11 protein-coding genes are annotated in these 15,175 nt (G+C 64.1%); 8 read left to right on the top strand and 3 right to left on the bottom strand.

The annotated features are described in order from the left end of the window. Window positions 1–67: 67 nt before the first annotated feature. Complete coding sequence (locus ACSBQT_RS15545) at window positions 68–1,258, bottom strand: lipid II:glycine glycyltransferase FemX (protein ID WP_435002054.1); 1,191 nt, start codon at window positions 1,256–1,258, stop codon at window positions 68–70. Window positions 1,259–1,466: 208 nt separating this feature from the next. Here ACSBQT_RS15545 and ACSBQT_RS15550 point away from each other — a divergent pair, with 208 nt between their 5' ends. Next, window positions 1,467–1,808: an ArsR/SmtB family transcription factor gene (locus ACSBQT_RS15550; protein WP_039212082.1), complete on the top strand. Its 342-nt coding sequence runs from the start codon at window positions 1,467–1,469 to the stop codon at window positions 1,806–1,808. A gap of 31 nt (window positions 1,809–1,839) precedes the next feature. Next, window positions 1,840–2,328, top strand: a complete 489-nt coding sequence (locus ACSBQT_RS15555) for an SRPBCC family protein (protein WP_435002055.1) — start codon at window positions 1,840–1,842, stop codon at window positions 2,326–2,328. Window positions 2,329–2,364: 36 nt separating this feature from the next. Here ACSBQT_RS15555 and ACSBQT_RS15560 read toward each other — a convergent pair whose 3' ends face one another. Continuing rightward, the gene (locus ACSBQT_RS15560; RefSeq protein ID WP_435002056.1) at window positions 2,365–3,699 is read right to left on the bottom strand and encodes an MFS transporter; all 1,335 of its coding nucleotides are present in this window, start codon (window positions 3,697–3,699) and stop codon (window positions 2,365–2,367) included. Window positions 3,700–3,920: 221 nt separating this feature from the next. On the opposite strand from ACSBQT_RS15560, the gene ACSBQT_RS15565 reads away from it, so the two are divergent. Together ACSBQT_RS15565 and fbaA are read left to right on the top strand one after the other, a co-directional pair. After that, entirely contained in the window at window positions 3,921–5,834 is a 1,914-nt protein-coding gene (locus ACSBQT_RS15565; protein ID WP_435002057.1) for a BCCT family transporter, read from the top strand. A gap of 315 nt (window positions 5,835–6,149) precedes the next feature. Continuing rightward, window positions 6,150–7,175 carry a class II fructose-bisphosphate aldolase gene (gene fbaA / locus ACSBQT_RS15570; protein WP_435002058.1) on the top strand — a complete coding sequence of 342 codons (1,026 nt, stop codon included), beginning with the start codon at window positions 6,150–6,152 and terminating at the stop codon, window positions 7,173–7,175. 255 nt (window positions 7,176–7,430) lie between these two features. On the opposite strand, the gene ACSBQT_RS15575 is transcribed toward fbaA, so the two are convergent. After that, window positions 7,431–8,969 carry an alanine/glycine:cation symporter family protein gene (locus tag ACSBQT_RS15575; RefSeq protein WP_435002059.1) on the bottom strand — a complete coding sequence of 513 codons (1,539 nt, stop codon included), beginning with the start codon at window positions 8,967–8,969 and terminating at the stop codon, window positions 7,431–7,433. A 474-nt stretch (window positions 8,970–9,443) separates the two neighbouring features. Here ACSBQT_RS15575 and ACSBQT_RS15580 point away from each other — a divergent pair, with 474 nt between their 5' ends. The 4 genes from ACSBQT_RS15580 (at window position 9,444) to ACSBQT_RS15595 (ending at window position 15,150) form a co-directional block, all read left to right on the top strand. Then, on the top strand, window positions 9,444–11,078 hold the full coding sequence (locus ACSBQT_RS15580) for an ABC transporter substrate-binding protein (protein WP_410708982.1): 1,635 nt from the start codon (window positions 9,444–9,446) through the stop codon (window positions 11,076–11,078). Between the two features lie 141 nt (window positions 11,079–11,219). Further along, a complete protein-coding gene (locus tag ACSBQT_RS15585; RefSeq protein WP_410708981.1) occupies window positions 11,220–12,311 on the top strand; it encodes an ABC transporter permease in 1,092 nt (363 codons plus the stop codon). Further along, window positions 12,311–13,372: an ABC transporter permease gene (locus ACSBQT_RS15590; protein ID WP_410708980.1), complete on the top strand. Its 1,062-nt coding sequence runs from the start codon at window positions 12,311–12,313 to the stop codon at window positions 13,370–13,372. Before ACSBQT_RS15585 ends, ACSBQT_RS15590 begins: the two co-directional genes overlap by 1 nt. Continuing rightward, window positions 13,369–15,150 carry a dipeptide ABC transporter ATP-binding protein gene (locus tag ACSBQT_RS15595; RefSeq protein ID WP_435002060.1) on the top strand — a complete coding sequence of 594 codons (1,782 nt, stop codon included), beginning with the start codon at window positions 13,369–13,371 and terminating at the stop codon, window positions 15,148–15,150. Before ACSBQT_RS15590 ends, ACSBQT_RS15595 begins: the two co-directional genes overlap by 4 nt. The last annotated feature ends 25 nt before the right edge of the window (window positions 15,151–15,175 follow it).

Here is a 15,175-nt window from a genome sequence, read left to right on the forward strand (position 1 = left end):
TTAATATTAAACGCGCGTTCAATCAAGGTGTCAATAGATGGTGTGAACCGTGCTGAGCTGGCCGCGGTCAGGAGGGGCCGCGTCGTGCGAGTGCTGGTAACCGGGAGTGCAGTCGAGATGCGGAGGCGAGCAGTGGATCTATGCGTGAGCGGGCAGCGTTATAGGCGGGGACGGCGTGGGAGAATGCGGCGTAGGTTCGAGGGGTGATGGGCAGTTCCCACGCCCCCATGTATTCGTGGGCGTCAGCGCCCATTTCAGTCTTGAAGCGGACCAGACCGCTACCGCCCATATCGAGGCCGAGGCAGTCCTTGACTCCACCCAGGTCGTAGGATTTAGCGCCTTCGGAAAGAAGCTGTCGAATCAAGGCGAGATACAGGGCATTCGAGGGCTTCATTCGTGGGTTGGTCGTGTCGGTCGCGGTGTGGATGCATTCAGCGGTCGAAGACACCCGAGCTGTGGTCGTGGCTCCGAGTACTTCGCCGTTGAAGCGGGCGAAATGCGTGGTGAAGCGGCCTGGCAGTCCTTGAGTGAGATGGGTCCACATGGTCCTGAAGAAGTCGGTGGACAGGGTCGCGAATCCGTTTCTATTCCCGGTTGAGGTGTACAGGAGCTGGAAATCATCGACGTCGGCAATGGATGCCAATTCGATCTTGACGCCTTCACGGGAGGCCTTCTTCGCGTTGTATCGCCAGGTCTTGTGCATTCCGGCAAGGATGTCATCTTCGGTGCGGTCTTCGAGATTCAGCAGGAAGTTGAAGCGGCCGTAATCGATATGCGTCTCCTGGGGGGCAGACTTTTCGATCCATCCGGAGTCGCGCATGATCGCCCTCAGCTGCAGAGCTGTGGGGTTGGTGTAATCGGGAGCGAGGTCACGGAAGTGCCTGGCGATCGGCTCGCGGAGTCCGGCTCGTACCGTTGCATTGTCCCACCGTCGGAGGCTGAGGTACGGGAGCATGCGGACGCCGATGACATCGTTTGCTTCGAGAAATGAACGCAACGTTGAGAGCTGCTCGCTTATGTCCGCATTGTCCCAATCGATCAGTGGGCCGTAGGGAATGAAAGCGAAGCGCTTCTTCGTTCCGGGGATCCGGCGGTAACGGATGATTGCGACCGAGATCGGATCTGCACCGTCGGCATACCAGCCCACCGGCACGTAATCGGGCCAATCGACTCGCCGTGCCTCCGCCCAGAATGGAGTCTGTTGGTAGCTGACATCACCGAATCTCTGCAGGCTGGTGAGGAATGCGTCGGGTGTCATGGCTCGGATCGTAGTCATAGAGAAACCGTATTGTTCGGACGGTCGCCAGGGGGCGGAAGTTGTGTGCACGTGCGGATTCCCGCACCTGACTTGCGGTATTGATCGAGGGGCAGCAGGTGCTTCTCCTGAGTGTCGGGTGAAGCAGTCTGTTCTGAGAAATCTCGTTCCGCCTATTTACATACAACCAACCGGTTGTATGATTAATGGCATGAAAGGACTTCTCGACGATGAGGCGGATGCGCTGTTCCAGGCATTGGCCGACCGCACTCGGCGCGATATCGTGCGCCGAGTCGCTGGAGAAGGGCTTTCGGTGTCCGATCTGGCCGCCGACTACGACATGAGCTTCGCCGCAGTGCAGAAGCACGTTGCGGTCCTCGAACGTGCAGGACTCGTGACGAAGCGCCGAGTCGGCAAGCGGCAGATTGCGCACGCAGAGGTGGGTCCGCTTCGCACCATCAGAAGCATGCTCGCCGAACTCGAAGACCAGTGGGTCGAACGAGTGCAGAGAATCGACGACCTTCTGGCCGGGGACGAGCAGGCCGGGTCGTGAGGCAAACCACCGCATTGCTTGAGGAGCAGCCATGCCGGTCATCGACACATACCATGACGAAGAGACACTGACCCTGACGATCGTCGCCGAGTTCGCGGCGCCGCTCGAGCGAGTGTGGGAGGTCTATGCCGATCCCCGCCAACTCGAGCAGATCTGGGGTCCACCGACGTACCCGGCCACGGTCGTCGACCATGCGCTCGAACCCGGTGGCAGAGTCACCTATTTCATGACGAGCCCGGAGGGTGAGAAGTTCTGCGGGCTGTGGGAACTGACCGCCGTCGACCGCCCCACGCGCTTGGAATTCCGCGACTACTTCGCCGATGAGGACTTCACCGTCGTCGAATCGATGCCCGGAAGCAGCTGCATCTACCGCTTCGAGACGACCGAGACCGGGACTCGTGCCACCTACGAATCGGTGTTCGACTCGGCCGAGGGGCTGCGCACCGTGCTGGAGATGGGTGTCATCGAAGGCTCGACCGGAGCGATCAACCAGATCGACGATCTGCTCGCCCGGCAGTGAGCCGGTGCGGCCGGCGCCCGACCTCTCCGCAATGGCTCAGCTCTCGACGCGGGCCTGCACGGAGTGGGCCGGGGCGTCGGGTCGGACGGGAATGATGAGCGCCAGGCCGACCGCCAGGACGATGAGGATACCCAGCGTCCCAGCCCGTTGGAAGCCGAAGATCTGGATCGCCAGGGCGAACATCGCCGGGCCCAGGAAGCTCACGGCCCGGCCCGTCGTGGCGTAGAGTCCGAAGTTCTCCCCGGCCGATTCCGGTGGAGTGATGCGGGCGAGGAACGACCGGCTCGAGGCCTGGACCGGGCCGACGCAGAAGCTGAGGATCAGGGCACAGACCCAGAACACGGCCGCCTCGGCGCTGAAGAGGATCGGCAGCCCGCCGAGGATGATGACGATGAGACCGGCGATGATGACGGGTTTCGGCCCGAGCCGGTCGTCGAACCACCCGGCGATCATCGCCCCGGCACCGGCGGCGACGTTCGCGGCCACGCCGAGGATGATGATCTCCGACGCGGAGAACCCGTAGCTGCCGGCGGCGAGGACGCCCGCGAAGGAGAAGATCGCAGCCAGGCCGTCCCGGAAGACCGCCGAGGCGATGAAGAACCGCAGCGTCTGATGCTCGGTCGACCACATCCGGATCAGACGGCGCACGAGTGCTGCGTAGTCAGCGATGAATGCCCTGATCGGGTGCCCGCCCGATGTGCCCTTGACCTTTGCTCCCGGTGCTGAGAACAGAGCTGGGATCGCGAAGATTGCGAACCACACGGCGGACAGGACCGCGACGATACGGAACCGCAGTCCATCCTCGTCGCTGGCGCCGAGGAACCCGACCTCGGGTTGGATGACGAGGACGAGGAGGATGACGAGGAGGACCAGCCCTCCGACGTAGCCCATTCCCCAGCCGAATCCGGACACCTTGCCGACGTTGTCGGGGGTGGTGATGCGGACCATGATGCCGTTGTACGACACCTCGGCGAATTCGAAGAAGACGCTGCCGACGGCCAGGAGCAGAAGACCCAGCCACAGATAATCGGGGGAGTCGCGGACGAAGAACAGGCCGAACATCGTGAGCACGACGATTGCGGTGTGCACACCCAGCCACAGGCGATGCCGACCACCGGCATCGGCCCGAGTGCCGGCGGCGGGCGCAATGAAGGCGATGACGAAACCGGCCGCGGCCATCGACCAGCCCAATGCCGAGGATCCGGCTTCCTCGGTGGCCGCGACGGACTTCGTCAGATATGGGGCGAAGACGAAAGTGATGATCACGGCGTTGAAGGACGCCGACCCCCAATCCCACAGAGCCCAATTGAAGATGCGCAGGCGATTGCCCGAACCGGTGCCCGAACCGGGCGGAGTCAGCGTCGAGGCCATGAGGCCACTGTACTGAATGCCGCGGCCGAAAAAGGACCGAGAACTGTTCCGAATCCTCATCTCCCACAAGGTTCATTTCTTGATCACGGTGGCCTCGAAATCCCGCCGTGACCAGGGATATCACCCCTGTTGTGCGGGTTCGGGCTGAAAGTTGCCTTGAAGGAGGCTGGGGAATACGGCAGAGTGAAGCGGTAATCCAATCATTCGATCAGGAGGGCGACATGAGCGACCCCGACACCAATTCCCAGTCGGGAAACGGGTTGGGCCCGGGGCCGGAAGAGCAGCTGCTCTTCGGCGAACCCGACCCCGTAGAACTTCATCTGCCCGAGAAACTCCACATCGGCGAATCCGACTCCGATGACGCAATCACTCAGAAGCTGCAACGCCAGGGAGTGCGCATCGGCAAGGGCATGATCGCCCCGCGCGTCTTCTGGCCGGCGCTGATCATCATCGTCGGCATCGTCGTATTCTCCGTGGCACTGCCCGAGGGCACCGGCAATGTCATCTCGAACATCCAGAACTGGATCGTCACCCAGCTCGGTTGGTACTACATGCTCGTCGTCGGGCTGTTCGTCGGCTTCGCGATCATCGTCGGCTTCTCGAAGTTCGGCAAGATCAAGCTCGGCAAGGACGACGACGAACCCGAATTCGGCGTCCTGTCCTGGTTCGCCATGCTCTTCGCTGCCGGCATGGGCATCGGCCTCGTCTTCTACGGTGTGGCCGAACCTCTGACCTATGCGACGACCGGACCGAAGCCCGGCTGGCCCGGCGGTGAGGTCGAGAACGCCCAGATGGGCATGGCACAGACCTTCGTCCACTGGGGTCTGCACCCCTGGGCTCTCTATGCCGTGCTCGGTATGGCTCTGGCCTACGCCATCCACCGCCGCGGTCGCCCGCTGTCGATCCGATGGGCACTCGAACCGCTGCTCGGCAACAAGGTCAAAGGCTGGGCCGGTGACGTCATCGACATCATCGCGATCTTCGGCACCGTCTTCGGCATCGCCACCTCGCTGGGTCTCGGCGTTCAGCAGATCTCCGCAGGACTCAAGCACATCGGCGTCGTCGGCGACTACGACAACACATTCCTCATCATCCTCATCGTCATCATCACCCTGCTGGCCACCGCCTCTGTGGTCTCGGGCGTGGGCGCAGGAATCAAGTGGCTGTCGAACATCAACCTCACGATGGCCGGCGTCCTGCTCGTCACGGTCCTCGTCTTCGGCCCGACTCTGTTCCTGTTCCAGAACTTCGTCGAATCACTCGGCGTCTGGCTGGCGAACGTGCTCAACATGACCTTCGACATCGGTGCCTACTCCGGCAAGGAAGGCGCCGAATGGAACTCGAGTTGGACCCTCTTCTACTGGGGCTGGTGGATCTCCTGGGCACCCTTCGTCGGTGTCTTCATCGCCCGCATCTCCCGCGGGCGCACCGTCCGCGAGTTCATCGCAGGCGTCCTGCTCGTCCCTTCGATCGTCGGCTTCTTCTGGTTCTCCGTCCTCGGCGGAACCGGTATCTACCGTCAGATCTTCGGCTCCGGCGACCTCGTCGACCCGGACGAAGGAATCGTCGCCGAGCGTGTCCTCTTCGACGTGCTCGGAGACCTGCCGCTGGGCTCGGTCCTCTCGGTCATCGCGATCATCCTCGTGGCGATCTTCTTCATCACCTCCTCGGATTCGGGCTCGCTCGTCGTCGACATGCTCGCCTCGGGCGGTCACCCGAACCCGCCGATCTGGTCGCGCGTGCTGTGGGCGCTGATGGAGGGCGCGATCGCCATCGCACTGCTCATGGCCGGCGGGCTCACCGCCTTGCAGGCGGGGTCACTGGTCACAGCGCTGCCGTTCTCGATCGTGCTGCTGCTCGTCTGCGTCTCCACCCTCAAGGCCTTCAGTATGGAGGCCAAGCGGACGGCCGCGATCGAACGCGCCGCACGCTACCGTGCGGTCGGCGAGCACCTGGCCGACGACTTCGACGAATACCTGGGTGAGAAGGTCGACGAACGCATCGACTACCGGCTCAAGAGCTCCCAGGGTCTGCTCGGCAAACAGCGTGCGAAGTCTTCTTCCCGAGACAACAAGCGCGGCGTTCGTGAGGTTCCGACCCGGGAGACGGAGACACCTCCGGACACCGAGTCCTGACCCGCACCGAGGCGGCTCGGTCCGGGAACGCTGCCTGCCCTCCACGGCGAGGCACGGTCCCGCACCGAGGCGGCTCACCTCCGACGCAACCGCTCGACCATCCGGTCGGGCGGTTGCGTCGTTCACGGCCGATGCCAGGGGAGGGCATCCTCGGCGACAGGATCCGAAATCGCGTTCCGGGACTCGTTCACGGCCGATGCCAAGGGAGGGCCGCCTCGGCGAGGGAAGCCGCGCCCCGGGCCTCCCTGCCATGGGCGGGACGGAACGAGTAGGCTGGTGGCAGCAGAAACGGCCGAACCCGACCAAGGAGCATGTATGCCCATCGCCAGCCCCGAAGTGTATGCCGAGATGATCGACCGCGCGAAGACCCAGGGCTTCGCCTACCCCGCGATCAACTGCACCTCCTCGCAGACGATCAACGCCGCCATCCGCGGCTTCGCCGAGGCCGGATCCGACGGCATCGTGCAGATCTCCACGGGCGGTGCCGAATACATGTCCGGTCCGACGGTCAAGGACCGCGTGCGGGGCGCCATCGCGTTCTCCGTCTTCGCCGCCGAGGTGGCCAAGAGCTATGACGTCAACATCGCGCTGCACACCGACCACGCACCGAAGGACGCCGTCGAAGCCTGGGTCAAGCCCCTTCTGGCTGCGTCGACCGAACGCGTGAAGAACGGCGGCGAGCCCTACTTCCAGTCGCACATGTGGGACGGTTCGGCCGTTCCCCTTGACGAGAACCTCACCCTCGCCGAGGAGCTGCTCGAGCTCTCGGCGGTAGCTCACTCGATCCTCGAGATCGAGGTCGGCGTCGTCGGCGGCGAAGAGGACGGCGTCGAGAACGAGATCAACGAGAAGCTCTACACCTCCGTCGAGGACGGGCTGGCCACCGCCCGCGCCCTGGGCACCGGCGAGAAGGGCCGCTATCTCACGGCTCTGACCTTCGGAAACGTCCACGGCGTGTACAAGCCCGGCAATGTGAAGCTGCGTCCCGAACTCCTCGGTGAGATTCAGGAGAAGGTCGGTGCCGAGGTCGGCAAGAAGGCTCCCTTCGATCTCGTCTTCCACGGCGGCTCGGGCTCGAGTGCAGAAGAGATCGCCGAGGCGGTCCGCCACGGAGTCGTGAAGATGAACATCGACACGGACACCCAGTACGCCTTCACGCGTCCCGTCGTCGAGCACATGTTCCGCAACTACGACGGAGTGCTCAAGATCGACGGCGAGGTCGGTGACAAGAAGCTCTACGATCCGCGCTCCTACGGCAAGGCCGCCGAGAAGGGCATGGCCGAGCGCATCGTCGAAGCCTGCCAGAACCTCGGCTCGGCTGGCACCAGCCTGAAGAAGTGAGGGGAAGCCGGCTCAGTCAGCTCGGCTGGTGAGCCGGAGGGCAGCAGAGTCTGCCCCGCGAACCGACAGCGGCCGTCGCCCGATTCAGGGCGGCGGCCGCTGCTCTGTGCGTCGCTGTGAATGGCACGAGGCCCGGGACGCCATTGTCCCGGGCCTCGCAGTCTGTCCCACGGACCAGCGATGAGCCGTCATCCGAATGACCTGCCCGCCGATCGGGCCGCCTGCCGGGTGGCAGGCAGTCGATCGTGTGGGGCATCAGCCTTCCGGCACCGCCTCGCCGGCCTTGAGACGAGCCACGCGCTGATCCCAGAAGTCGGCGTTGCGCACGCCGACCTTCTCGGGTTCGAACACCGGATCCAGACCGTGCTTGGTCTGGCGCTCGAAGTCGCGCAGGAGCTTGAACGCCGGCTGCTGCAAAATGAGGATGCCGACGATGTTCAGCCAGGCCATGAGGCCCACGCCGATGTCGCCGAGCGCCCAGGCGCTGCCTGCCGTCGACATCGCACCCACGGCGACGGCGATGAGGATGAGCAGCTGCAGCACGCGCTTGCCGGCCGCGAGGACGAAGGTGTTCTTGACCTTGCCCAGCAGGTAGACGAGGTTCGTCTCGGCCATGTAGTAGTACGCGACGATCGTGGTCAAGGCGAAGAGGAAGATCGAGATCGCGATGAAGCTGGCGCCGAAGCCGTGGATCATCGAGTCGAGTCCCGCCTGGGGCCACTTCTCGCCCGGAGTCGCAGCAATCTCTTCGACCATCTGTCCGCGGCCGGTGCCGATGATCGTCGTCTCGTCGGCGTCGAAGACTCGGTACATGCCGGTGGAGAGGATCATGAACGCGGTCGCCGAGCACACGAACAGGGTGTCGATGTAGACCGAGCCGGCCTGCACGAGTCCCTGCTTCGAGGGGTGCGAGACCTCGGCAGCCGACGCTGCGTGCGGTCCGGTTCCCTGCCCGGCTTCGTTCGAGTAGATGCCGCGCTGGACGCCCCACTGGACCGCCATGCCGATGATGCCGCCGAAGGCGGCTTCCGGACCGGCGTCGATGCCGAAGGCCGAGGTGAACATCAGCTGGAAGACCGGAACGATCTGGTCGGCATTGATGATGGTCACCGCGATGGCTGCAATGATGTAGATGACGGCCATGAACGGAACCGCCAGCGAGGCGAAGTGCGCGATGCGCTTGATTCCGCCGACGACGATGAAGCCCATGATGATGACGAGCGCGATTGCGGTGCCCCAGGTGGGAACGCTCCAGGCGTTCTCGACGGCGCCGGAGATCGCATTGGACTGGATGCCCGGCAGCATGAAGGACATGGCGATGACGGTCACGGCCGCGAAGACCATGCCGTAGACCTTGAACAGGCCGCGGGCCTTGGTGTGGCGGTAGGCCTTCTCGATGTAGAAGGCCGGGCCGCCGCGGTACTCACCGGTGCGGGGATCCTGTTCCTTGAAGATCTGTCCCAGGGTGGATTCGACGTAGGACGTCGAGGCGCCGAGGAGGGCCGAGATCCACATCCAGACGACGGCACCGGGGCCGCCGAAGCCGATGGCGGTGGCGACACCGGCGATATTGCCGACGCCGACGCGACCTGCCAGAGAGATCGCCAGGGCCTGGAAGGAAGAGACTCCCTCATTGGAGCTCTTGCCCGTGAACATCTGCTTGAAGATGGCGGGGATCTGACGGATCTGAACCGCGCGGGAGCGGATCGTGAAATAGACACCTGCGCCGAGGCACAGGTAGACGAGGGCGGATGACCACACAATCCCGTTGAGCCAGTCGATGAAAGCGGACACGCTTCTCCATTCGTTCTTCCGCGCCGGGATCGCCGACACGGTGTTGCTTATCTAGCGTCTGTGCCAGAGCACCGGCCAGCGGGGGACCGGCCAGTTTCACGAGAGTTTCCCTAGCGTTCTCTGTGATGCACCTCATAAGTCAAGCCGATTGTCATCGGTGACGCAAATCGCATTCGCCGAGGCGGCTCCCAGTTGCGCTGTCGACGTCGGAGCCGGGGGATTCGTTGGGCCGGGGAGCGTTGCGCGGCAGGGGCGGGAGCTGTGAGTCGCGACGCCGGAAGGAATCTCAGCCATTGCGGCAAGGGGCGTTTCGGTGTGTCGGTTGGGCCGCCTCGGCGAATTGTCGCGAAGTCGTTGCGAACTGAGTCACTTCATGTGCGTCAGTTCACTATTTGGGACGGGAACCGTAAGATGTGGTGCGGATCTCTTCGCGCAAAGAAGACACGAAGAGCACTTGTGAAAGACAGGAACACCATGAAACGACGAACTGGTGCAAAGGCCGTGGCCATCGCTGCGGCCGGCGCTCTGCTCCTCTCCGCCTGCTCGACCTCGACGACCGGAGGCGGCGGCGGGGACGACGAAGGCGGAATGCTCACGGTCGGAACCACGGACAAGGTCGTGGCTCTCGACCCGGCTGCTGCGTACGACAACGGAAGCTCGCTCGTCGAACAGCAGATCTACCCGTACATCCTCGCCTACAAGCCGGGTACGGCCGAGCTCAACCCTTCGATCGCCGAGTCCGCTGACTTCACTGAGCCGACGAAGTACGAGGTCAAGCTCAAGGACGGACTCAAGTACGCCAACGGCAACGAACTGACCTCCTCGGACGTGAAGTTCTCCTTCGACCGTCAGCTGAAGATCCAGGACCCCAACGGGCCCTCTTCTCTGCTCGGCGGCCTGAAGTCCGTGGAGACCCCGGATGAGAAGACCGTCGTCTTCAACCTCAAGCGCAAGAACGACCAGACCTGGCCCGGAGTCCTGGCCAGCGCTGCCGGACCGATCGTCGATGAAGACGTGTTCTCGGCTGACAAGGTCACGAAGGACCAGGAGATCGTCGACGGGAAGGCCTTCGCCGGCCCGTACACGATCGACGGCTTCAAGTTCAACGAGCTGATCACCTACAAGGCCAATCCGGACTACAAGGGCTTCATCGAGCCGGCGAAGACCGAGACCGTGCAGATGAAGTACTACTCGGACGCGAACAACATGAAGCTCGACGTCCAGGAGAACACCATCGACGTCGCTTGGCGTTCGCTCTCGGCCACCGACGTCGAGGACCTCGGCAAGAACGAGGACCTCAAGGTCCACAAGGGGCCCGGCGGCGAGATCCGCTACATCGTGTTCAACTACGACACGATGCCCTTCGGTGCGAAGACCGACGACGCCGACGAGAAGAAGGCGCTCGCCGTCCGCAAGGCCATGGCCGACTCCGTCGACCGTCAGGCGATCGCCAGCCAGGTCTACAAGGACACCTTCACACCGCTGTATTCGCACGTGCCCGACGGGCTTCCCGGCTCCGACGAACCGCTGAAGTCCGAATACGGCGACGGCAAGGGCGGCGCCGATGTCGAGAAGGCGAAGAAGGCGCTCAAGGATGCCGGGGTCAAGACCCCGGTCGAACTCAAGCTACAGTACAACCCCGACCACTACGGTCCCTCCTCGGGTGATGAATACGCCCTGGTCAAGGACCAGCTGGACAAGACCGGGCTGTTCAAGGTCAAGCTGCAGTCGACCGAGTGGGTGCAGTACTCGAAGGACCGCACCGACGACGTCTACCCGATGTACCAGCTGGGCTGGTTCCCGGACTACTCGGATGCCGACAACTACCTCGTGCCGTTCTTCTACGACACGGATGAGACTCCGTCGTTCCTCGCCAACCACTACCGTGACGAAGCGATGAACAAGGAGCTCAACGCTCAGTCCTCGATCGCTGATGAGGGCAAGCGCGAAGATGCCCTGAAGAAGATCCAGGGTGAGCTGGCCGACGAACTGCCGACCCTGCCGCTGCTGCAGGGCAACCAGATCGCCGTGTCCGGCAAGGACGTCAAGGGCGTCGATGACACCCTCGACCCCGCTTTCCAGTTCCGTCTGGCACTGCTGAGCAAGTGATCACCCACACGAGGTGCAGGTGAGCCGATCAGGCCGCCTGCACCTCGTGGCGCGTCCGCGGTCAGGTCCGTACACCTGAAGTGACCCTCGCCGAGGTGTCCCCTGCCGCTGGCGCATCGAAACACATCCCATAAGGAACACATGTCTGCTGCCATCAGCGAACCAGGGGCTGAGGCCGCCGAGACTTCGGTCTCGGTCAAGAAGCCCTCGGGAGGCGGTCTGGGACGTTATGTCCTCATCCGCTTCCTGCTCATCATTCCCACCATCTTCATTCTCACCACTCTGGTGTTCTTCCTCATGCGCATCACCGGTGACCCGATCACCGCAGCGCTGGGCGGACGCCTGACGAAGGCCCAACTGGCCGAACGCGTCCATGCCGCCGGCTACGACCGGCCCATCCTCGTCCAGTACTTCGAATACTTGGGCAATCTGCTCAAGGGCGACTTCGGCACCGCCGTCTCTGACGGGCAGCCGGTCTCGTCGATCCTGCTCAACTACGGAGCAGCGACGGTCGAACTCGTCTTCTACGCGCTCATCGTCGCGTTCATCCTCGGCATCCCGCTGGGCATGCTCGCCGCCTACCACCGCGACAAGGCCCCGGACGCGGCACTGCGTGTGCTCGCGATTCTCGGCTATGCGACCCCGGTGTTCTTCGCGGGCATGATCCTCAAACTCGTCTTCGGCGTGTTCCTGCCGATCCTGCCCGTCGCCGGCCGCGGCACCACAGAGACCGAATACATCATGTCCGGTGTCGTCGGCCCAACGAGGTTCTACCTCATCGACGCCCTGCGCATCGGCAACTTCTCGGTCCTCGGCGACGTGCTCGCCCATGCGGTGCTGCCGGCGATCGCGCTCGGCGTGCTCACCGCCGGAGTGTTCCTCCGGCTCGTGCGCACGAACCTCATCGGCACGCTCGAGCAGCAGTACGTCGACTCCGGTCGATCCCGCGGAATCTCCGAATACCGCCTGGTCACCAAGCACGCCTACCGTCCCGCGCTGATCCCGATCATCACGGTCATGGGTATGCAGATCGCGCTCATGCTCGCCGGCGCCGTGCTCACCGAGACGACGTTCGAGTGGAAGGGGCTCGGCTTCAAACTCGCCGAGTACCTGACCGCTCGTGACTTCGTGGCAGTGCAGGGAATCGTCGTGTTCCTCGCCGTCATCGTCGCGGTCACGAACTTCCTCGTCGACGTCATCGCCGCGTTCATCGACCCGAGAGTGAGGTACTGATGTCCACTCCAGACAACCCGCAGAACCAGGGCCCAGTTGAAGAAGCCCAGACCTTCGCCGAGGAGGCACCCGGCTCCGGAGTCCCGGCAGTGGCGTTCGACGACCGGGCAAAGAAATCCTGGTTCTCCCGCTTGCCGATCATCTCGCATCTGCGCCAGTCCGTGGGGCTGCAGCGCGGAATGCTCATCACCGGTCTCGTGCTTTGCGGAATCGTGCTCATCTGCGCGATCTTCGCACCGCTCATCGCCCCGTACGGCTTCAACCAGCTGGGCACCTCCGAAGGCAACTTCGGGTCGAAGCTGCCACCCGGCGGCACCCACATCTGGGGCACGACCGTCGGCGGCTACGATGTCTTCTCCCGTGTCGTCTGGGGCGCCCAGACCGCAGTGGCCGTCATCGTCGTGGCCGTGGTCATGTCGATCTTCGCCGGTGTCATCCTCGGTCTCGTCTCCGGCTACATCGGCGGATGGCTCGACCGCATCCTCGTCGTGATTGCCGATGCCGTCTACGCCTTCCCGACCCTGCTGCTGGCGCTGGTCATGTCGATTGCGATCTCCGGCGGTCAGTCGAGTGCGTGGGGCGGCATCGCCGCGGCCGCATTCTCGATCACGGTCGTCTTCATCCCGCAGTACTTCCGCGTCGTCCGTGCCGAGACCCTGCGGCTGAAGGCCGAGCCGTTCGTCGAATCGGCGATCGTCCTCGGCGCCTCGAAGACGCGGATCATCTCCAAGCATATTTTCCGCAACGCCACGCGGACCCTGCCGCTGATCTTCACACTCAACTCCTCCGAGGCGATCCTGACCTTGGCCGGACTCGGGTTCCTGGGATTCGGCATCGAACCCACCTCGGCGTCGGAATGGGGATACGACCTCAACAAGGCACTGCCGGACGTCACCTCCGGCGTGTGGTGGACGGCGGTGTTCCCGGGCGTGGCCATCGTGCTCACGGTGCTGGGAATCACCCTGGTCGGTGAGTCGATGAACGACCTCAACGACCCGCGTCTGCGCGTGCGTCGCAAAGCCAAGGTCAAGAACGTCAAGCCCGCGGAGGTCACGGCATGAGCAAGCAGAAACACGAGCAGGCCGCCTCGGCGACGGGCAGCATCCTCGATGTCGACAGTCTCGACGTCACCTTCTCCACCGATGGCGGGGACGTCCACGCCGTCAAGGACGTGTCGCTGAGCGTCTCGCCCGGTGAGGTGCTGGCGATCGTGGGCGAGTCGGGGTCCGGTAAGACCGTGACAGCCCGGTCCATCCTCGGTCTGCTGCCCGAGACGGCGCAGCGAACCGGGGCCATCGTCATCTCAGGTGCGAACGTGCTCAGCGTCTCCGCCGACGAGCTGCGGGCCATGCGCGGCCGGGATGTGGCGATGGTCTTCCAGGAGCCGTCGACGGCGCTCAACCCCGTCTTCACGGTCGGGTGGCAGATCGCCGAAGGTCTGCGCGCGCACGATAAGAAGGCGAGCAAAGCCGAACTCAAGGCGCGCGTCGTCAAGGCCATGCGGCAGGTCGGGATCCCCGATGCCGAAAGCCGTTTCGACTACTACCCGCACCAGTTCTCGGGCGGGCAGAAGCAGCGTATCGTCATCGCCATGGCCCTGGCTCTCGGGGCGAAGCTCATCGTCGCCGACGAGCCGACCACCGCCCTCGACGTCACCGTGCAGGCGGAGATCCTCGACCTGCTGCGTGAGCTGCGCGACGAGACGGGCACCGCCATCGTGCTCATCACCCACAACATGGGCGTCGTCGCCGACCTCGCCGATCGCGTGGCCGTGATGCTGCGCGGCGACCTCGTCGAGGTCGCGACCGTCGAGCAGCTGTTCAACGATCCTCAAGAGCAGTACACGCGGGAACTGCTCGCCGCTGTGCCGCGGATCGGTTCGACCGTGGCCGGCAGCCGCAAGGCGGCCGCCGCCTCAGCGCGCACTGACTCGACGGGGGAGGCCTCGGGTGGGGTCGCCTCGACGGGGGAGACCTCAGGCGGGACCGCCTCGGCGAAGGACGGGGACGCACGCGAATCGATCGTGACCGCGCGCGAGCTCGATATCGTCTATCCGGGCGGGATCGGCAAGTCGGACTTCCACGCGGTGAAGAAGGTCAGCTTCGACATCAGGGCCGGCGAAGTCTACGGGCTCGTCGGTGAGTCGGGGTCGGGCAAGACGACGATCGGACGCGCGATTGCGGGCCTGACCAGGGCCAGCGGCGGCAGCCTCTCCGTCCTCGGGCACGAGATGGTCGGGTTCAAGGAGCGTGAGTTCTCGAAGATCCGGCGACGGATCGGGTTCGTGTTCCAGGACCCGGCGGCCTCATTCAATCCGCATCTGTCGATCGGGGAGTGCATCGCCGAACCGTTCGCGATCCACCGTCGGGAGATGAGCGCGAACGACCGGTCGCAGCGAGTGCTCGAACTCCTCGATTCCGTGCAGCTGCCGAAGGCCTATGCGGCGCGGTATCCGCACGAGCTCTCCGGCGGTCAGCGGCAGAGGGCGTCGTTGGCGCGCGGTCTGGCGCTCGATCCGGAGCTGCTCATCGCCGATGAGCCGACCTCGGCGCTCGATGTGTCCGTGCAGGCGAAGGTCCTCGAGCTCTTCGTCGAGCTGCAGAACCGCTTCGACTTCGCGGCCCTGTTCATCAGCCACGACCTTGCCGTGGTCGATATGCTCTCCGACCGCATCGGCGTGCTCTTCCACGGCGAGCTGCTCGAAGAGGGCACGGGTGAGCAGGTGCTCGGTGCGCCGCAGGAGGACTACACGAAGCGACTCATCGCCTCGCTGCCGGTCCCGGACCCGAAGGAGCAGGCGAAGCGCCGCGAGCTGGCAAGAACCCTCCGCACCCCCTAATTACTACCTGACGGCGGCGCAGCAA

Source organism: Brevibacterium sp. H602, from assembly GCF_051172395.1.
Lineage (GTDB): Bacteria > Actinomycetota > Actinomycetes > Actinomycetales > Brevibacteriaceae > Brevibacterium.